The sequence below is a fragment of the Vibrio sp. 10N.261.52.C11 genome, assembly GCF_041471405.1.
Classification (GTDB): domain Bacteria; phylum Pseudomonadota; class Gammaproteobacteria; order Enterobacterales; family Vibrionaceae; genus Vibrio; species Vibrio crassostreae_C.
Genome location: NZ_JBFROI010000109.1, coordinates 1 through 21,450, shown reverse-complemented (window position 1 = coordinate 21,450; position 21,450 = coordinate 1). Strand labels below are relative to the sequence as shown.

General features: G+C 44.0%; 15 protein-coding genes. 12 read left to right on the top strand and 3 right to left on the bottom strand.

Going from position 1 to position 21,450, the window contains the following annotated elements:
* Positions 1–1,154: cadherin-like domain-containing protein (locus tag AB4323_RS23715; protein ID WP_372153484.1), on the bottom strand; the 1,154-nt coding region annotated here is incomplete at its 3' end.
* 186 nt (positions 1,155–1,340) lie between these two features.
* Here AB4323_RS23715 and AB4323_RS23710 point away from each other — a divergent pair.
* The 10 genes from AB4323_RS23710 to AB4323_RS23665 all read left to right on the top strand — a co-directional run bounded on the left by AB4323_RS23710 (position 1,341) and on the right by AB4323_RS23665 (position 15,842).
* Complete coding sequence (locus tag AB4323_RS23710) at positions 1,341–1,694, top strand: hypothetical protein (protein WP_372153483.1); 354 nt, start codon at positions 1,341–1,343, stop codon at positions 1,692–1,694.
* Positions 1,695–1,706: 12 nt separating this feature from the next.
* Positions 1,707–3,056, top strand: coding sequence for an HlyD family type I secretion periplasmic adaptor subunit (locus AB4323_RS23705; RefSeq protein WP_017060459.1), 1,350 nt, complete (start codon positions 1,707–1,709; stop codon positions 3,054–3,056).
* A gap of 3 nt (positions 3,057–3,059) precedes the next feature.
* Positions 3,060–5,291, top strand: a complete 2,232-nt coding sequence (locus AB4323_RS23700; RefSeq protein WP_372059098.1) for a response regulator — start codon at positions 3,060–3,062, stop codon at positions 5,289–5,291.
* On the top strand, positions 5,266–6,690 hold the full coding sequence (locus tag AB4323_RS23695; RefSeq protein ID WP_017064679.1) for a TolC family protein: 1,425 nt from the start codon (positions 5,266–5,268) through the stop codon (positions 6,688–6,690). Before AB4323_RS23700 ends, AB4323_RS23695 begins: the two co-directional genes overlap by 26 nt.
* Positions 6,680–8,266, top strand: coding sequence for an ABC transporter transmembrane domain-containing protein (locus AB4323_RS23690; protein ID WP_102332851.1), 1,587 nt, complete (start codon positions 6,680–6,682; stop codon positions 8,264–8,266). Before AB4323_RS23695 ends, AB4323_RS23690 begins: the two co-directional genes overlap by 11 nt.
* Entirely contained in the window at positions 8,263–10,401 is a 2,139-nt protein-coding gene (locus AB4323_RS23685) for an ATP-binding cassette domain-containing protein (protein WP_017064681.1), read from the top strand. Before AB4323_RS23690 ends, AB4323_RS23685 begins: the two co-directional genes overlap by 4 nt.
* Before the next feature lie 108 nt (positions 10,402–10,509).
* Positions 10,510–10,884, top strand: coding sequence for a hypothetical protein (locus AB4323_RS23680; protein WP_017060464.1), 375 nt, complete (start codon positions 10,510–10,512; stop codon positions 10,882–10,884).
* Positions 10,885–11,097: 213 nt separating this feature from the next.
* Positions 11,098–14,301, top strand: coding sequence for a response regulator (locus tag AB4323_RS23675; protein WP_372102656.1), 3,204 nt, complete (start codon positions 11,098–11,100; stop codon positions 14,299–14,301).
* Positions 14,302–14,311: 10 nt separating this feature from the next.
* On the top strand, positions 14,312–14,788 hold the full coding sequence (locus AB4323_RS23670; protein WP_372153481.1) for a hypothetical protein: 477 nt from the start codon (positions 14,312–14,314) through the stop codon (positions 14,786–14,788).
* Between the two features lies 1 nt (position 14,789).
* Positions 14,790–15,842, top strand: coding sequence for a sulfate ABC transporter permease (locus AB4323_RS23665; protein WP_372153479.1), 1,053 nt, complete (start codon positions 14,790–14,792; stop codon positions 15,840–15,842).
* 114 nt (positions 15,843–15,956) lie between these two features.
* Here the strand turns inward: AB4323_RS23665 and AB4323_RS23660 are convergent, their stop codons facing one another.
* Together AB4323_RS23660 and AB4323_RS23655 are read right to left on the bottom strand one after the other, a co-directional pair.
* Positions 15,957–17,015, bottom strand: a complete 1,059-nt coding sequence (locus tag AB4323_RS23660; RefSeq protein ID WP_372153477.1) for a hypothetical protein — start codon at positions 17,013–17,015, stop codon at positions 15,957–15,959.
* 87 nt (positions 17,016–17,102) lie between these two features.
* On the bottom strand, positions 17,103–18,434 hold the full coding sequence (locus AB4323_RS23655) for an anaerobic sulfatase maturase (protein ID WP_136979495.1): 1,332 nt from the start codon (positions 18,432–18,434) through the stop codon (positions 17,103–17,105).
* Positions 18,435–18,571: 137 nt separating this feature from the next.
* Between AB4323_RS23655 and AB4323_RS23650 the strand changes: the two genes are divergently transcribed.
* Positions 18,572–19,360: an SUMF1/EgtB/PvdO family nonheme iron enzyme gene (locus tag AB4323_RS23650; RefSeq protein WP_017060470.1), complete on the top strand. Its 789-nt coding sequence runs from the start codon at positions 18,572–18,574 to the stop codon at positions 19,358–19,360.
* A gap of 165 nt (positions 19,361–19,525) precedes the next feature.
* Complete coding sequence (locus AB4323_RS23645) at positions 19,526–21,208, top strand: alkaline phosphatase family protein (RefSeq protein WP_017069461.1); 1,683 nt, start codon at positions 19,526–19,528, stop codon at positions 21,206–21,208.
* The last annotated feature ends 242 nt before the right edge of the window (positions 21,209–21,450 follow it).

The window sequence follows — 21,450 nt, the reverse complement described above, 5'->3', positions numbered from 1 at the left end:
TCGCCATTGAAGTTTTCGTTTGGCGCAAAGGTGTAAGTCCCGTTGCCGTTGTCGGTCAGGATACCGTCGCCACCATCGTAGGTCACACCTTCAACCGTTAGGTTGTCACCTTCAATGTCTGTCGCACCAGAAAGGAGGTCAGCGTCGGTGAATACAAGAGTTCCGTCTTCCTCGATTTCAAACGTTTTATCTTCAGGAACAGGCGCGTCATTAATCGGGCGTACCGTTAAATCAATTGCGCTGCTAATCGTTTCTTGGCCGTCACTGATGTCGAAAGTAAGGTCAAGTTCACCATTAAAATCAGCTGAAGGAACAACGGTGAAAGTACCATCACCATTGTCTTGAACTGTTGCATCATCACCAACTTGAACGTTAGAAGCAACAAGCTCGTCCCCATCTACATCACTTGCGTATTCGAGTAATTGTTCTTGAGTGAATGTTATGGAGCCATCTTCATCCATGATGTAAGCCAGATCTTGTTCAGCTTCTGGCGCATCATTTTCACTTTCCACTTTGATTTTAAACGTTTCGCTTACCGTTTCAGAATCAAAGTCATCCTCTACTTCGCTAATGGTCTCTTCGTCAGAAGCTTGAACATCAACTGCAAACGTCTCTTCTACTGTTTGTGAATCTAGCTCATCACCAACTTGTTGGTCACCCGACTCTGAAGATGTCGCACTCGGCGCTGCTGAAGTACGCGCAGCTTGGCCTTGTTCTTCATTACCTTCAGCGTCTACACCACCTGTCGCAGCCTCTGCGATATCACCACCTACAGCTTGTGCGCCCGCTCCAGCACCGCCACCACTGCCAGCAGCGTTATCCGAGCCAGCTTCAGAAGCGGCTCCACCAACTACATTGGATTGTGCAGCGTCTGAATCTCCATCACTTTCTGGCGTCTCTTCTTGCACAGCCGCACCAGAAGCAGAGGCATCTTCAGCATTACCTGCACCACTCGGATTTTCGTCTAAAGCCTGGTTAACTTCGTCTGCCGCATCCGCATTTTCAGCACCCGTCGCTATTGTCGACGCAATCGTGTTTTGTTGATTTTGTTGATTCTGCTGTTGGGAGGGCGTACCCGCGTCGTTCGTGTCCGTTTGTTCTACCGCGTCATTGAGATCTTCATTTTGGTTGTTTTGGTTATTTTCGCCTGCCATTACAGCCTCCGTTGCTACTAGCTAACTGATCGTATTTAGAGGCATTAAAGGACACCATTTTGAAAAACCAAGTTTTTATACAACATTTTTCATATTTTTCTTTTTATACATAAAGAATCAAAAAAAATTTGAAAACTACCTTTAAACATCCTTAGTTATTGTGATTAAAGCAATTACGGCGGTGGAATGATGATAGACATGACGAATTTGTTGCGCTCGGTCGACAACAACCACAAAGGGCTGCAATTGCTATTAGGCGACTTTTACAATGACTTTTCTGACGCAGCCCTAAATATAGAAGCGCTTCATAAAGGTAATCGTTTTGATGAACTCAACAGTTACTCAAAACGATTGAAGACCATCTTAACGTTGCTTTGCGACCAAGACCTTCCGCCAAAAATGGCCAAATTGGAACACTTGAGTAGACACGAGTTTCCTGCGCCGGAAGATCTAATAGAGGATGTAAAAACTGAATTGCACAACGTCAATCGACAAATCAACCACTTGTTGGATATTAAGGAAGTAATAGATGGCAAGTAACCGAGGTCAGTCATGAGCAATAACCAAATAGAACATCACCTCAGAAAAGCACTTGTTTCCAATAACGAGGCTTCTAAGGTCACAGCTGATGACACTATTGTGCTTGCTAGTGCCATGACCAGCGTTCACAAAACGTTGCTCATTATATTCTTGCTCGCTTTGGTCGCTATTGCGGTGGCGTCACAAGCACGTATCGATATTGTTGTTTCTGTACGTGGCGAACTGCTATTGGAATCGGATGTTGAGAAAGTTCAGCATTTAGAAGGCGGGATATTAGAAGAATTATTAGTCAGAAAAGGGGAAGTCGTTTATGAGGGCCAACCTATCGCTCGAATACGCTCACTTGACCGTAACACTCAACTTGATACCGTCAATACTGAAATTATTCAGATAGAGCTCGATAAGATTCGTTATGAAAGCTTACGCGACATGATAGAGCCTAACTTCGACGCTTTCATTGAGAAATACCCTGAGCAAGTTCAGGTCAACATGAATACCTGGAGACAAGAATTCTCTAAAAACCGTTCAAATGAAGAACTCATTACACACGATATTAAGCACAAGAACTCGTTGATCAGTTCAATGTTAAAGCGTCGCAAAAGTTCAGAGAATCAACTCTCTCTGATACGTAAGCAGCTCAACATCAAAAACACCCTCTATAAAGAAGAGATGGCGTCTTATGTCGACGTTCTTAACATGAAAGTACAAGAGTCGAATATGGTGCGTGAGATTGAGAACCTTGACGAATCTGTGATGAATGAGCGTTTCCAACTCGACAAACTGGAAAAGCAACACCGTGACTTGGTTGAGAATCGAAACTCTGAGTACCAAGCACAAATCATTCAAGCGAACAAAGACCTCAAGCTAAAGCGAATCTTACAACCGCAGCATTCCGACAAGGTTGATCGCCTAGTCGTCTACTCGCCAGTCGATGGTGTGGTCGATAAACTTCACTTCAATTTCCGTTCTGCTGTGATTCCGCCAGGAGAAAGTATCGCCGATATTGCCCCAATAAATAATTCGTTACACGGTGAAGCGAAGATCCCACGTAAAGACATGGGATTTGTCGAAATTGGTCAGGCAGTGAAAGTAAAAATGGATACCTATAACTTTGCAAAATACGGGTTTGTTGAGGGAACCATCGCCTCAATCAGCCGTTCATCATACGAAGAAGAAGACGCTGAATTCTATTTAGCTGAGATTGAAATTGACCGAAACTTTCTTGAACGAGGAGGCACTCAATACAAGTTATCACCTTACATGGAGTTTACCGCTGATGTGAAAACAGGCTCGCGTCGCGTGATCGAATACGCTGCGAAACCGGTGATGTCAGCCATCGAGGATGCTTTCGATGAGAGATAATCAATGAGCGGTAAACCTTCGTACAATATTTCCATACCCGCCCTACGTCTAAGCATACTATTTAGTGTGGTATTGGCTGCGCTCGCTTTCTATTTATACTGTTCTTGGTCAAAAATAGATTCAGTCGCACAAGTGCAAAGCGCCCCACTGCTCATACAAGCCCAGAAGCTTAATCAGACCATAGAACAAGATATTCAAACTCTGCAACAGTGTTTAAGTACCAACACTTGCGGCACTAACCAATTCAACCTGGTTAACTTGAAGCTAGAAATTGATGAATTTCGCTCTTTAGCCTCGTTGAACAAAACCGAGTTCAGCTTGGTTGGGGCAACTGAATACACACAACTGGAATTGGCGATTAATCGTTTCTCCGATAGCGCAAAAACACGTAACGACGTATTAGGCTTGTACCTTTCATTGACCAATAACTATCTGCAGATGGACGACAACTATCGCACCATGTTTAACAACCATGCAAATGACTTAATGTCAGAAAAAAACGAGTTCTTTATCTGGTTGTTTATGGTGGTCGTGATATTGGCTGTGATTACGATTCTATCCAACTCAGTTGCTATGTTGAAGCTAAAGAAATCCAGTTCTAACGAACGCGAAATCGACTATGAATTCGATGCCCTGTATCAAGAGCTGAAGCAGCTAGATTTACAACGTCTTGAAGAGCTTCTTAATGAAGTTAGCATCAACCCCAAGCAGCGTCAGATTTACTCTCATCTCAAACTTATTTTCAGTAAATTAGAAGACCAAAAGCGCAATAACGATCTCTACAAACAGTTGTATGCGCTGATCGGTTATGAGATTCGCGGAATTACAAACACCATCAACGGTGGCGTCCAATATCTGGTTCAAGAAACCGATGAAAACGGCGTGTTGATGGCGAACGATATTACCTCTGCGTGTAGCACACTATCTGAGTTAGCAGAAAACTATAATCGCTTGATATCACAGGGTACGGAAAGCAAGTCGAAAGAGTTCTCTTTACTGAGTGTGTTATCTGAATTAATGATTCATATCAGTGCCAAAGTACAACGTAATGAAAGCCAACTTGACTGTTTTATCTCTGACAACTTACCCAATCGTGTAGAAGGTCAATCCACCAGCTTGTTCTGGATATTGTTCCTGCAGCTTTCCAATGCCATTCAACTCAAATCAAATAAGAAACTGTTTGTAACGATTGAATCGGGTGCGGCTTCAGACATGGAAAATACCCGTGTCACCATCAACCTCAACTTCTTATCAACACTGGATGTTTCTGTTGCCAAGCTCAACAAACTCCATTGGAGCGCACACAAAGACCATACAGCCAGCACAGATGACTTAGCGAAAAGCGTTCTGAAGGATTACGGATATTACGAGAGCCACTGGTTCCAGTCAGGGGCTCAGGAACGTTTTCAGATCGAGCTTGATCTTAAGGCTAAGAACTTCCACACAGAGAAAACTCGCTTTGATGGCAAGCGTTTACTCTTGTGTGCTAATACTCAAGTTCGCATCGATGTGATGAAGAAAATGCTCAGTAACTTGGGGCTTGATATCACCGAGATTCGCACTGCAAATGAGCTTTTCTCAGCGGCGAAAACGTTCGGTGATTACGATGCGATTATGCTCACCGATACCTTTGAACCCAACAAGCTGCCGTCGTTGAGCAAGACGGTGAAATCTCAGCTTAAGAACCACCCAAATACCAAGTTACTGTTGTCAGTGACCAACACTCAGCAAGCACAAGAGTGTCATAGCTTCGTCGACAAAATCATCAACGCTCCTGCTATCCCTTACGAGTTCATTCCAAACCTACTCACCATTATGGAAGCGGAAGCATCGGAAGAACAGATGGAAAACAGCTCATTCCTTATCGTAGAGGATGACCGAGTTCAACAAATTTTACTGAAACGAATCTTGACCAAACAAGAATATGAACCAGACATGGTTGGCGATGGCGCCGATGCCGTGAAGCACTTTATGAACAAGCGTTCTGACATCATCTTCATGGATTGCATCATGCCGGGTATGGGTGGCATCGAAGCCACAAAACGCATTCGCCAATTCGAACAAGAAAACGAGAAAAACCCTTGTACCATCATAGGTGCAACCGCATTGACCAGCAGTAACGAACACCAGGCTTGTATTGAGGCCGGAATGGATTACGTAATCAGCAAACCTTATAAAAGCGACCAAATCATCAAGGTGATCAACAAGTATGTGGCGGTACAAAAACTTAACTAGCAGCATCATAGCTGCGCTTACATTAAGCACGACACCTTCAGCATCGGCGACTACCCTGCTTGAGGCGGTAGAACTCGGTCTGCAGAACAGCCTTTCTCTTCGGGCGAGTGATAAAGGGGTCGAAGAGAACGAGTACAACATTGGTATCAGCCGCTCAAAATTTCTTCCTTCCCTCAATGGTGCTGCCGATACCACATGGAATGAAAATGAAACCTTGCTATCAAGTGTGCCTGATGAAACTTCAAGCTATAACTCGAACAGCTACAGCCTTTCCCTTTCTCAATCGATCTTCAATCTGGGCGATATTTTCAAATATGGGACGGCAAAGCTCGACTTCAACATTGAAGAGATTAAACACGAGAACAAAATCCAAAGCACTATTTCAGAAATCGGCTCTCAATACTTTGAGTATTTGAAAAACAACGCACAAATTAAAGCGACCAAGGTAGAGCTTAAGTCGTCTGAGACGCGTGAACATCAAATGCGACGCAATGTGGAACTCGGCAATACAGCCGCCAGTGAGCTTTACGAAGTGATTGCTCAGAAAGAAGGTGTGTCGAATCGATTGAGAACCTTGCAGAAAGACCGTCGCGTCATTCTCAACGGGCTATCGATTCAGATTCAATACCCTATCACTCCGTCTCAAGATATCTACGAAAGTGTGCCTTTAAAAGAGATAAACGAAACCGAACAACGATCAATCATGGATCAAGCGTTAAAGCTCAACAACGACTTGTTAGTGGCTAAGAAAAACGTCGAGAGAAGCCGCAGAAGCTTAAAAGAGAGCGGTTCGAACTTCTTACCGACCGTATCGCTTTCAGCCAGCTATCGACACGATGACGCCAATAACTTCGACAAAACCGACATTACAGCGACAGGCGAAAGTAACTCAACCAGTGTTGGGTTAAACCTAGCAGTTCCTATCTTGTCTGGTGGCTCTGATTACTACGGCTATCAAAAATCATCGACGGCCATCGAACGTACTGAGCTGCTTTACCAAGATTCGCTTTACACCACACGTAACAGTGTGAATACCTCCGTGCTCAACATTAACGATTTCTCGCAGTCTATAAGCAGTTACGAAAACATCATTCGCGCCAACTACGCGTCTTATAAAGGGATCCAAAGAGCCTACCAATTGGGCACGCGTACTATCACCGACTTGCTGGCGGCGGAAAGTAAACTATTCAGCGCCTTAAGAGACTACGAAAGCGCACGATACGACTACATCATCGAGACCATCAAGCTTGAGCAAATTAAGGGAATACTCTCAATTCAATCTATCGAAAGCGTGATGCAATTAATGAGCGATATTGAGGGACGAGACAATCAAGATTTGGTGCCTAAACATCTTCTCTCAACGGAGTCGTTGAGGAAAGGAGGTCGCAATGCAAACTGAGCAGTTTTCGCAAAAGATCAACATGGCAGATAAGTGTTATCTGACTTTCTCAACGATAATATCGACCCTGTTTGGTTTGGTACTGCCCTTCTCCATTCTGATCATTTTTGACCGAGTGTTACCCAACCAAGCACAAGATACTCTGTTCTTATTGTTCGCGATTATCTTGATTTCTATCTTCCTCGACTATCACTTAAAAAATCAGGAAGAGAAGATTTCCTCTGTCATCATGAGGCAGTTTGAGACCAACTTAACCAATAAGGTATTTCAATCCATCTGTTTGGCGGAAATCTCTAAGTTCCGACGTTTGGAGCCAGGCGAATACCTAGAACGAATCTCAACCATTCCTGAATTGAAAACCTTCTTTGGTGGCGAATCGGTTCGAGCGCTTATCAACCTTGCCGTCAGCGTGATCACTATCCTCATCATAGGACTCATCAACATATGGGCTGGCATTATCCTTCTGATTGCCTCTGTCATCTTGGCTATTTTTGCGTGGAGCCTTTCCAAACAAAAGATTGGTAGTTTGCAGAATAAGTCAGACATCGAAGGGTTAACTACCTCCAAAATCATTGAGATCATCTCTAGCCCGCTTGATATCAAAGCTCGAAATATGGAATACCGCGTTGAAAGCCTGATGACACAAATGGTCGAAGAGCGCGAAGTTGAGAACATCAAATATGAGCAAATCGAGTCGAACTTTGGCTTGATTTTGGCGCTCATCCAACAGCTATCCATTGCTTGCGTTGTTGTGGTACTGGCAACGGCCGTTATCAATATGGAATCTAGCCAAGGCATCATGGCCGCGATCATCATGCTAACCAACCGTTATTTTGCGCCTTACCAACAAGTGATGCGCACCGCGAGCCGTTGGGAGTTAAACAAACTCCATATTCAGCGTATCGTTGACCTCCTTGAATTGGCCGCCTCTGTTAAACACCAACATGAAACAACAGAAGTAGAACGTATCTCGGTTAAGTATTCTGAAAAGCAGCGTATCGAGTTCGAACTCGGACAAGCCTATTTGCTGACAGGGAAAAGTGGTTCAGGTAAGACCCACCTCGCTAACTGTATTACGCGTCAGAACAGTGATAGCAAACTAGATATCATGATTAACGACACGCCTTTGGATGACGTCAATTACAACGTTTGGCGTAACAGTGTTCTGATGGTTGATAAGACCAGTTCGTTCGTAGAAGGGACGATTATCGATAACCTCACCTGTTTCCGCCCAAGCTTGAATAACACGGCGTTTGCACTGTGTGAAACCATGAACATCAAAGCCCAAATTGATGGGCTTCCTGCCGGTTTTTATACAGAACTCAAAGGCCATATGCGTAACCCATTCTCACGCCAAGTTGGCTACGCCCTATTATTAGTTCGCGCCCTGCTCGCCAGTAAGCGCGTATTGATATTTGATGACATCGACTGTGTGTTTGATGAGGAATTTGCACGAATGGTTCTCACCAGTACGGCTTATCGAGCCAACGACAAAATCTTGATCATCGCCAGTAATAAAATGGACAAGCTTAACCATCGCCTCAAACGCGTAAAACTTACCGGAGGTGACCAATGAGTATCTTAGTCGACTTCAATAATGTACCGCAACGTGTCTTGGATTTTGAATCCAGCGGATACGACGAACGTTACAGTCAATCGCCACTTATCCGCGGTTTGGCCTACACCTTGATAGCACTCGAATGGGAAGGCACACCCGCGATACTCAGCGATGCTTTTATTCCGAAACACAAAGACAGCGACAGCTTTACAGCAACCATAGAGCGTCTTGGGTATCGCTGTGATGTGACCAAATTAAAGACACTCGAGAATATAGATAAACACCCTCAGCCATGCTTTATTGAAATAGAGAATCTAAGTGCGATTTTCTTAGGCACCAAAGATGGAAAGTTGCTGCTGTTTGATTACACGAACAACAACACCATTGAATACCCAATGTGCAAAAAGCCCTGTTTGCTGATTGCGATTAGCGAATATTCTCGTCTGTTCCGCGAGCCACCTCCAGAATCGCAAGACAGAAGCAATTGGATTAAATACGCTTTCTATCGTTATAACAATGAACTTAAAAGCCTGATCATTCTCAGCTTCGTCATCAGTATTCTCGGTGCATTGCAGCCATTCTTTATTATGAGTGTATATAACTTCGCACTGACTTCGAGCTCCGAAGCCACACTCTATTGGCTAACCTTATTCGCCATTATTGTCGGCTTCTCTGAATACTTCTTTAAGAAAATGCGGGTCAACATCATTGCCACTTCCGGTAAAGACCTCGCCGTGCACATCTCGCAAGCCGTTATATCTAAGTTGCTTTGGCTACCCTATGCGATGACATCTACTGCTGGGGTCTCTTCTCAGCTAGCACGTTTGAAAGATATCGATACCTTCCGACGCTTGGTGACTGCCGAATCGACGCTCAGCTATTTTGATATGCCGTTTGTGATCGTATTTATCATCGCCATTGCTCTGATGTCTGGTACAGCGGCATTAGTGGTGATGGGTGGTTTAATCCTGATGTTAGTGTTCTGTATTTACTCTCGCTATATCTACTCGCAAGCCACATCCAAAAGTTCGCGCGCCAATGCGATGGTCTCGTATCAATGGAACGAAATCCTTCGTGGTATCAAAACAATCCAAGGCCTGCCTTTACTTCGTGTCGTTCAATCTCGATTCAGTGCATCGCATATGCAAAGCACCAGCGATGCAGAGAACGTTGCCGTGACTAACAGTAAGATTCAGGCCGCTGGCGGTAGTTTGATCCAAGTGATTGGCACAGCAAGTATCGTGACCGCGGTAATCGGCGTGATGGAAGGTACTTCTGATGCGGGTGCCATGCTCGCAACCGTTATTTTGGTTTGGAAAGCGTTAGGCCCAATCATGGGTATCTATAACTCAATTTCCAAGTTCCAATCGATCAAGGCTTCATCAGCACAGATAAACAACCTGATGTCGATGAATGACGACAAATTGACCTTAGAAAAAAGCCCACCTATTCGCCTGTTCCAAGGAAGCATTGTGGGCAGCGGAGTCAGTCACCGATATGCAGGAGCCGCAACGGGTTTAACTAACTTGGGGTTCAAAATCCCACCCAGTGCCAAAGTGGTCATTTGTGGCCCTACGGGCTGCGGTAAAACCACCTTAATTTCAATCATTGCTGGGTTAGAAGACCGCTATCAAGGCGCTGTATCTGTCGATGGTTACAACATTAAACAGTTCAATAGCTACCGTTATCGCACGTCGATTAACTACATCCCTTTCAATTTGCATATTTTTGAAGGCTCACTTGAGACCAACTTCATTTTACACAACGGACTGATTCCAACAGACAAGATGCAAGAGATGATCAGCTTCTTCGAATTAGATGAATGGCTTCCGGAAGGCTTGGCTACTCAGTTAAGCGTGGATAAATGCAAAAGTCTTCCGAATGGAATTCAACAAAAACTGCGTCTGGCACTTGGCCTAGGTAACTGTGAGCAATCTCTGATTATCATTGATGAACCGTTCAACGGTGCAGAGCAAGAAAACGCTCAATACTTTAATCGCCTGTTCTCCGATAAATTGTTGAATAAGACCGTGATTTTTTCTACTAACGACCCAGGTTTGATCGCAACATCAAACATGAGTTTAGTGTTAGAGCCGGATGGAAATTTGAAATATTTTGGCTTAACAGACAAATACTTAAACAGCTTAAGCTAAAACCTCAACGCTTAATCACAATTCGCTATTTAGGGAAATGGATATAATTGACAAATTCATAAGCGAGAGGGATGATTCGCCCCAATACCACAGGTAACAAGGAAGAATATGTACACATTCGTTGCAGACAAGCTTGATGTAGCTTACTTATCCGCAATTCCTGAAAACCACCAACTTCAGGAGTGCGATGTACCTGAAGAAGAGATGGAGCTTCGAGAGATCGTTGAGGTTTGGTATGAGTCTGCCTTCCTACCCGCTTTCAATCTTCAGAAAATAGACATTGAGAACAAAGCAGAGCTCACCATCGTACAAATGCACGTATTCAGCAATGATACGAGCACACTCGCCTTCCTACTAAAAAACAGAGTGTATCGCGCCGCACTTAACAGAATGCTCGGTATTTGGACATTAGAACCCTCTGCAAAAACCGTATTAGAGCAACTTCTTTTCGAATTAAGCCTCGATAACAATCGTCCTCATTAGTAAGCTTTTTAAGTGATTCATCAATAAGCATAAAATTAAACAAACTGCCAAACGCTATAAATTACTAATAAAAGAACGCATTTCAAAATAAGCTCTGGAATCACAAGAACTTATACCTCTCCCACACTTACGTAAAATTTACCGTTTCAAAGTTTCCATATCGGCATTTTTATTCTACTGTTTTTATATAACGACAGTTGGATGGATCCTTATATGGCGATTACGGTTTGGAATAACCTTTCAGTCAAACATAAACTCTTTGGCTTAGTTCTACTTCCCATTTCATTATTACTCTTCCTAGCAGGTAGACAGGCTTATATATTAACGACTCAGTTAACCGATTTTGAACGAACCAATCACTTATCTGTCTATCTTCAAGATATTTCTATTTTGTATAGAAGTACCTTAACCTCTAGCCCTGAAGAGTTTGCTACTCAAAGCAACCAAGTAAAGGCAGAACTTAAAAACCTGTCTCCCATCATTTTTTTAGACGCATCTGATGAAATGAATCAACTTGTTGCCGATTTCAGCGAAGCGACCTTATCGACGATGCAAGTGACTGACACTTACGATAAATTGGATGCCCTCGAATGGCAGAGCGATTTATACAAGCAACTGTTACTTGAAGTAGAGAAAGTCCCTTTTGAAAACACTAAACGTGAAATTCAACAGCACCTCACTGCCCTTCAACAACTTGAGTGGTTGATGTTTTGGTCGAACGAAGAGTTCAAGCTTGGTAGTTCACTGATTGAGATCTTCCAAATCAGCCAAGAGTACGACCCAGAACTCGCCGAACAGATCAAAACCTTGAGTGAAAGACAGCAATTGTTCTTAGAGCGCTTTGTTTCATTGAACGCCAACGAACATCAAGTTTCTTTGATGGTTGAAGTGTTTCGAAATGATGTGTTTGCTCAAAGCCAAGAGATAAGAAGCGCGCTACTCGACCTAAATACAATCAGCCAACTGACGCCACAAGAAGTGTCTGTCGGCTTAGAAGCGATGAGCGCACGGCTCAACTTATTACAAAGCCTTGGCGGCGTAATCAAGCAAGAGTTTCAACAAGAAGTTGAGCAAGCCATCTATGACGCGCAAATACAACGAACCCTGTTTATTTCAATCGTCGCTTTGCTGGCAGCGATTGTTATGGGTTTAACTCTTAGCTTGGCGAGACAAGTCACTAACAACCTTAATTTGGTGTTAGCTTTCTTAAAAAGCGAAAATGATGACACGCGCCCTTCTTTAGATAAATTAATCCAAGGTAAAGATGAACTCAGTCTGTTTGCTCAGCAAGTTGAACGATTGACCATCGAACGAGAGCTCGCGAAAGAGAGATTGACGGTAGCAAAAGAAGACGCAGAGAGAGCCAAAGAGGATGCCGAACACGCGAAAGACCACGCAATACAAGCCAGCAAAGCAAAAAGTAGCTTCTTGGCCAACATGTCTCATGAAATTCGCACCCCGCTCAATGGTGTTATTGGTATTTCGGAAATCCTCGCAGATACGCCGCTTACACCGACACAACGTGACTATGTTGATACGATCGAAACTTCATCCCAACTGCTCCTTAGCTTAATCAACGATATCTTAGACTTCTCTAAAATTGAGTCTGGCATGCTATTAATCAGCCCGCATTCTGCATCGATTAGAGAGTCGATATACGACATCGCCTCTATTGTGGCACCAAAAGCGAAAGAACAAAGAATATCGATTAACGTTGATATCAGCCCAGATACACCAGCACGCGTGATGATAGACGATCACCGTTTAAGACAGATCTTGATGAACTTTATGTCGAATGCGGTGAAGTTTACGGCTGAAGGTGGCGTCACATTATCAATTCAAACGCTCAACAAAGCAGATAACAATGCCACCATTCGATTTGCTGTACGAGATACGGGTATTGGTATCGATTCACTGCAACAAAAACAGATATTTGAACCGTTCGCTCAAGAAGACGATTCAACCACACGCCAATTTGGTGGTACTGGTCTTGGTCTAGCCATCAGTACACAGTTGGTAGAGCTGATGGGTGGTCAAATTCAACTCGACTCCGTCAAAGGTGAAGGAAGCTGTTTCTACTTCGACTTGGTATTGCCTGTTGACTTGATACTGCCAAAACCAAGTACAGCAACGGCTGATATTTATGTGCTGGGTAACGAAAACATGCTCTCCGAGCGAATAGAGTCCGACCTTAACCTTTATGGTTTGAAGGTTACCGATAAAACGAATGATATAACGGCAATTACAGAGCAGCTCTCCACTCAAAAACACACTAAACCTATTACTGTTGTTTTCGCCGAAGATGACGCATTCCTAGCTAATACCCACGCAGATAACTTAGAAAAGCTGCACCAAAACGGCATCACTATCTGTTTGATACGTTCCTTCTTAAGTGAGCCAGCGGATCTTGGTGACAGCGTTACTGCACAAGTCGCACAGCCCCTACTCGGCTTGCGTTTAATTAAAGCTATTGAGCTTTGTGATACTCGAGGTTTGGCGGAACTATCAGAAGCAAGCCAGACATCAGTCGAGATCCAACACAAAATCCTCATCGTTGAAGACAACAAGATCAACCAAAAAATTGCTGGTCTTCATGTCGGTAAAAGTGGTTTTGAATTCGAGTTCGCTAATAATGGTCAAGAAGCTGTGGACATGTTCACCGCTAATCCTCATTACGCGGCGATACTCATGGACTGCATGATGCCGGTTATGGATGGCTTTGATGCAACAAGCAACATCCGAAGAATTGAAAAAGAAACGGAAGCGACGCGACGCATCCCTATCATTGCATTGACCGCCAGTGTCATCGATGACGATATTCAGAGGTGTTTCGACGTTGGTATGGATGACTATGTACCAAAACCATTCAAGTTCGAAATGCTTAAAGAGAAAGTACTCACCGCGGTAGAAGCTATGCCACTACCAGCTTCCTATAAAGCTCAACCTAAGAAACAACCTGCAACTGTCACTCCAATTATCAACGGGGCTGCGACCAAACGTACTTTGCCTGAAGAAGCGGAACAAAACGCAATTCCGAGCAAATCAGAGAGAATCTTGCTAGTCGAAGACAACCGCGTCAATCAAAAAGTAGCTTCTATCATGCTGAAGAAGGCCGGATATGCCTTTGAAATTGCAGACAACGGACAAATTGCCGTTGATATGTACCAGAACGACAGTAGCTTCGACATTATTTTGATGGATTGCATGATGCCTGTTATGGACGGTTTCACGGCAACTAAGGAGATTCGAGAACACGAGAAAAACCAAGGCTTAAGCAAAACTCCTATTATCGCGTTAACCGCTAGTGTTATCGATGATGATATTCAAAAGTGCTTTGATTCCGGAATGGATGGATACGTAGCGAAGCCCGTAAGAAAAGAAAAGCTATTCCATCAAATAGAAAGTGCGACTTGTTAGGAGATACCTCATGGATTGGATTAGAACAATAAAAACACTTCCCCGCAGAGTCATGTTGCCAGTCGCGGTAGGGCTATTAGGAAGCTTGCTTTTTCTAAGCCCTGCTCACGCCGCTGAAGATTATGCCATATTTTCTTTAGACTCCGGATTTGAAGAGATATCAATAAACAAAGCGCGAAAGCTCTATAGTGGGAAAACTAAGCACCTCAATGGCAAACGTGTTGAACTGTCTGATTGGCCTGAGAACAGTGCCGAAAGAGAGGACTTTTATCAGCTTTTGCTTGGAAAAAATGCCGCTCAAATGAATGCACACTGGGCTGGTTTATCTTTTTCAGGAAAAGCGCGTTATCCAAGAGAAATCAAAACGGCGTCAACCGACAGCTTAGTCGACTGGCTTGATGACAAACCAAACCGTATTGGTTACTCCCCACTCTCTTCGGTTCCTCAAAATGCCAACGTTCTCTACGTTATAAGTTCGGAGAAATAATATGAAAAGAATAATTACGTCAGTGTTATGTGCCTCAATGGCCTCTCCGGCTTTTGCGAATATCGAACTTACCGATAATTTATCCTTGAGTGGCTTTGGCTCAACGTCTTGGGCAACATCGGATAACGATAATCCATTAATCATCAACCGCGGTTTTACTGATGAGAGCTGTTACGACTGTGATACCACATTTGGTGTTCAACTCGATTACTTCTACAACTCATTCAAAGCTTCCGTGCAAGTTGTCAAGCCACCCCAATATGATTGGAGTGAGCCGCAGCTAGAGTGGGCTTACTTAGGTTATGAATTTAATGACTTTGATGTCAGCATTGGTCGATTACGACTGCCACTGTTCCTTGCCTCTGAGTACTACTATGTAGGCCAAGCCTATATGACCGCGAGGCCACCGACAGAGGTGTATAACAGCGTTCTCGGAATCACAGCTTTCAATGGCATAAAAGTGAGCTGGACTCACGATGTCAGTGACGAAGCTACTCTTTTACTTACTCCGTTTATCGGCATAAAAGATAAAAATGACGTAGATTTCAACTCGACTACAAAACTGGAATTTGAAACCAACCGAATGTTCGGTGCAAACCTTCAATTAAGTGGTGATAACTATCGTTGGAACTTATCTTTCCTTGATTCAAATTTCGATCAAACGACAAAAATTGAAAACGTTGGCACGCTTCCAACAGCAGACAACCAACACATCCAACTTTGGTCGCTAGGCGCTGAATATGAATTTGGCCAAGCGGTATTGGCGAGCGAAGGTCAAATCAGTGACGTTTCTTCATCCATGTACGCCAGCCTAGGTTACCATTTAGGAGTATTCACACCTTACGTAGTATACGGCGCGCAATTTAACGCCAATGAGCACTTAGAAGGGAGTAGCTACTTAGTTGGTGTAGATTACGACTTGATGTCAAATATATCTATCAATGGTGAAATGCAATTCTTCGAAGCTCGTAGGTCAAACGGTGCCTTTATTGACGCCCCTAAAACCGATAAAGATGCATTGCTCTACACCATCATGTTGAGTTTTGTTTTTTAGCTCGAATTCAAATCGATGGTCACTTGCAGCAATTAAGATCCAAAAAAGCCAGTCGAATATTCGACTGGCTTTCTCAATAACGGTTTATCAGCTTACCATTAACCCATCTAAAGATTATGAGCTTGGCGCGATTCGTTTATCTTTCAACTGATCAATAACATAGTCAGGAGCTAATTTACCTAGCTCACCTAAGCAATCATCGGTCTTTTCATTTCCGTAGCGCACATAGATATCGCATACCGCGTATAGCTGCTCTGGAGAACCAGAGATCAAATATGCTTTCTCGAACGATTTAGTCGACTTGTCGATATCCAACTCTTCTTGTAATACCCCATTTAGGTACCAGTAGTAGCTGTTATCTTTCGCTAGCTTCGCAGCCACTTCAATCTCTTTGGCTGCCGCAGTTTTGTCTTCAAGGCGAACCAGAGTCAACGATTTCGAATAATGCAGAGCGGCGTTGTTTGGCACGCTCTCCAAACCACGATCTAATACTTCGACTGCTTGCTTATCTTTGTTCTGAGCTCGAAAATTATCTGCGTAGCTCAACCAAACTTGCGCTTCTTTTGGATGCGTATTGATCAGCTCTAGATAAACCGTTTCCGCCTTATCCCAGTCATTGTGCCAACGAAGCACATCAGCAAACAGTAATTGGTACTTTTCAGATTCTTGCGTTTCCAAGAAGCTAATAAGCTCTATGACTGGTGGTTCAATTTGTGCTTTCTGCTCGTCATCCAATGCATTGAAGTCACGGACTAGGTTTGACGTTGCCGTATGGCGAACCATGGTATCGCTGTCTTTTAGCAAGGGTGAAACTAACGCCCAGCGATGTTCAAGTTGGTAAGGTTCAGAACCGATAACCGCCGCTTCACGAACTTCAGGGTTTTGATCTTTTAAGCCTCTTGCCACCGCCACCAGCGCATTTTGGCTTGGATATGAAGCAAGCTCTTGCAGTGCACCAGTACGATTTTCAACAGATTGATTCTGATCTTGTGCCATGTAAGACAACTGTTGAATGCGGGTTTGAGTGTCCGTCATTTCAAGCACTTGATTGATATTTTGTGCTGGCGCGTCAACCGTTTGTTGAACGCTATTCGCAGCCATCGCAGACGTTGAAATTAATGCGGACGTTGAAATCAATAAAGCAACAGCCGTCGCTAAACTCTTCTTCATCATAGTATTACCTTAAACTGGAGAACTTAGCCTGTCCTTAGACTCGTATCTGATTAAATTTTTCTTGGACCTGTTGATCCAAAGAACGAGTTAAAACTTGGTCTCGAACGTAGCTTGTTGCGCCTGTTTTGCTCGATGCGCCATCAATACTGAGTCGCTGAATTTACCATGAGCAACCGGATGCCCCATCGCGCGAGCGATGTACGCCATCGACTTATCGACATGAGAAAAGAACTTATGCCAACCAGCACATAAGTAGTTCAAACCCGGTTCACCTACACGAGTTTTGATAAAGCGGTTCTTAGGGCACTCACCATGACAAGCGAACTTGTAATCACACTGCTGACATTGACTGGTCAGTGTACGGGATTTAGCAAAACCAAACTTTTGCTGTGGTGCGCTGTACGCCAAATCATCAAGTTTCTCGTGATGAATATTGCCAATCTTGTATTCAGGGTAAACATAATGGTCGCATGAAAATACGTCGCCATTTGGCTCCATTGCCAAGCCCTTTCCGCATATCTCATTCAAGGTACACAGTGGGTTCGGACGCCCAATCCATGTTTCTACGCTCGCTTCAAAATACTGAACAAACACCTTGCCGATGTCGTTCTTGGCCCACTCGTCAAACACAGAAATCAAGAAGTTACCCCAAGCCAAGTCCGACACACACCACGATTCCATGATTGAATCTTTATGGCCGGGGATCAGGCGTTTGTCGCCTTGTTTAAGCTGCTCGCTTACTTGGGATGTTTGTGGTGCAACCGTTCTAAAGGTTTTTTGCTCAACGATAGGGATAAACTGCATTTGTGGCGACTTCACCACATCACGTAAGAATCGGTACACTTCTAGTGCATTTTGACTGGTCAGGTTGTTCACGCAGGTTAACGTCGCGAATTTCACTTGGTGCTTGTGCAACAGCTCAACAGCCGCCATCACTTGTTTGAACGTACCACGACCGGCTCGGTTAGTACGGTAGGCGTTATGCAGCATCTCTGGGCCATCAATACTTAAGCCGACCAAGAAGTTATTCTTTGCTAAGAACTGTCCCCAATCGTCATTCAGTAACGTGCCATTGGTTTGTAAGTCGTTTGAAATCAATACACCTTCAGGTTGGTACTTCTTCTGTAGTTCAACCACACGTTCAAAATAGGCCAAACCAAGCATGGTAGGTTCACCACCCTGCCATGAGAAGATAATTTCTGGCGTGTTTTGACCTTCGATGTATTGTCGGATGTAGGTTTCTAACGTCTCATCATCCATTCTTGGAGAACTGCCTTTCTTGTACTCCAACAAATCTTGCTTACTTAGGTAGTAACAATATTTACAGTCAATGTTGCATGCTGCGCCAATCGGCTTAGCCATGACATGCAAGCGCTTAGACGCTTTACCGTTATATTGTGGACCTTGAGTAATATGCATGATTTACCTACCTATTTTAGTATTCTGGACCCATCATAATTCCTATTCGATCAGGTGACATGTTATACCCTTTATAACCAATAGGAATGACCTTAAACGTTAGAATTAGACCCTATTTCGAACATCTGAGGCACGTGATGAAATTTCTTAATTACAAACAGTTAGCAACAATTAGCAGCGTCACCATGACTATCCTTCTGAGTGGCTGTGCAAGCGTGCCTACACACCCCATCGCCCAACAAATTGACCAAGAGATGGTGTTGGTTGAAGGCGGCACATTCACCATGGGGTCGAACGGTCCAGAAGCGACCAAAGCAGAGCGTCCTGCACGTAATGTAACTGTAGATAGTTTCTATATTGCGAAGTTTGAGGTGACTCAAGAATTGTTCGAATCGGTGATGGGTTCATCTCTCAGTTATTTCCAAAACCCACAAGTTCCGGTCAATAACCTTAGTTGGCAGCAAGCAAACTATTTTGTTGAGCAGTTGAATGAATTAACGGGTGAAGAATACCGTCTGCCTACTGAAGCTGAATGGGAATTTGCAGCCAAAGGTGGCAATAAAAGTAAAGGCTATACTTACAGTGGTTCCAATAACTTAGATGATGTTGCGTGGTACTCAGCAAATTCTAAAAATAGCGCACATCCAGTCGGGCTAAAGAAACCAAATGAACTAGGCTTATATGACATGACAGGAAACGTGGGCGAGTTTGTTATCGATGCCTTCGATGACACCTTCTACCGATTCGGTCCAACAGACAACCCTAACAACGCAAAACACAGCGACGTCGGTTTATCACACAAATCGGTTCGCGGTGGCAGCTTTGCTTATGACGAAAATGAATCTGAAAGTTACCGTCGTGACTTCGCAAGCCAATCGATCACTATGTCAGATATGGGGCTGCGTTTAGTTAAGGATGTGAACTAGCTAACGAAGCGAACTAACTAAAGATGCCGAAGGTTATGGTTCACTAATCGTCACCAACAATACTAAAAATACGATTCGCACTGCACACACGTTACAAATCTGGCCAAACGTTGGAAACCTGACCAAACATTAGAACTCAGCGGCAACAGTGAATAAGGAAACTCTATGCAATACACCAAGCTTTCAGGACTAACCCTCGCGTTACTCTGCGCTCTCCCAGCTTCAGCTGAGGAAAAGCCAAATCTAGTCCTTCAAATCACGGTAGATGGCCTGCGCGCAGATCTAATCGAACGATATAAGCACAACTTCGGTGAAGGCGGTTTCCGGTACTTAATGGATGATGGTACCTACTACACCAACGCAAACTACCAACATGGCAACACGGAAACGATCGTGGGCCATGTGTCGCTTGCAACAGGTGCTCCACCGAGCGTACACGGCATGGTAGGTAACGTTTGGTATGACCGTAGCGAAGAACGTTTGGTGTATAACGTAGAAGACGGTAACTACCAAATGCTGACCTCTGGTGCAGGTGTCGATAAAGCAACAGAGATCGACCCAACGCAGAAGACAGCACAAGGCGATGGCCGCTCTCCAGAGCCAATACTCTCCACCACGTTTGGTGACGAACTGACGATTTCCAATAGTGGCAAATCAAAAGTATTCGGTGTATCAGTGAAAGACCGCGGCGCAATCTCATTGGCAGGACACAGTGGTAAAGCCTTCTGGTTCTCCAAAGCACAATCGGAGTTTGTCACCAGTAACTATTACTATGACGAGTATCCAGATTGGGTATCACGCTGGAACGAGAAAGCGATTGCTGCTCAGTATTCCAAACAGAAATGGGAGCTCTCATTACCGCGTGATAAATACACGTTGCAAGAACACGATACCGAACACAAAGTGAAACTCGGTGACTTCCAACGCACCTTCCCTCATCCTTATGGCCCGGCAAGTTACAAGTACTACAGCACAACGCTAACCGTCAGCCCTGCTGGTGACGAAATCACGGAAAACTTCGCTAGCACCTTGTTGATGCAAGAGAAGCTTGGCCAAGGCGACGTGACCGATTATCTGTCAGTGAGTTTCTCATCAAATGACTACGTGGTGCACCTTTACGGCCCTGAAAGCCTAGAAACAGAAGACAACCTTATCCGACTTGATAAGACTCTCGCTAAGCTTTTCAAAACCGTGGATAACCAAGTCGGGCTAGAAAACACATTGATTGTGCTGTCTGCCGACCACGGTGTACCTGAATCTTCACCTGCGGCAAATGCGCTTGGTTTCAATCAAGCTCAATACTTCAATAAAGACACACTACTCTCGAGTGGTGTTGAGAAACGATTGAAGGATGAATTTGGTTTAACCAAAGACGCGATTCGCTTGTACGCACAACCTTACATCTATCTGAATCATGATCTGATCGCTGAGAAGAAGCTTGATCTGGCTAAGGTCCAAGAAGCTATTGCGGATGAAATTGCAAAAGTGAAAGGTGTTGCGTTTGCTGTATCAAGTAGTGACATTGCGGCTAACCGAGTACCGGATACGCATGTGATGCAGCTAATTAAAAACAACTACCACCCTGCTCGTTCTGGCGACGTGTACGTAGTATTTGCACCGCGCAGCTACATTAACGACATGGAAGGCCTCCAAATTGCCTCTACACATGGTTCTCCGTGGAAATACGACACTCATGTGCCTGTGATCTTTGCAGGCTACGACGTTGAAGCTAAGAAGGTATCGCGACCAGTGACGCCATATGACATTGCGCCAACGCTTTCGAACAAACTGGGTATCACCCAACCAAGCGGGTCAATCGGAGAAGTGCTGCAAGAGATCACTGAGTAGACTCAATCTCTAAGGTTTCGTGAGCTAGATTTCGAATCCAGCACCCACTCAATAAAAGAGCCGTTTATCTGTTTCTGACTCACTAGGTCGAAACAAATAAGGTTCATCGCGCATTAGCGGGAACTAAAAACAAAAACGGTAGTAAGTGATATGGTTTAGTCGCCAAACAAAAATCATACACAAACTACCGTTTTCATGCCGAATCATACTTTCCTATCTTCATTCTGGGAAGGCTTTCAAAT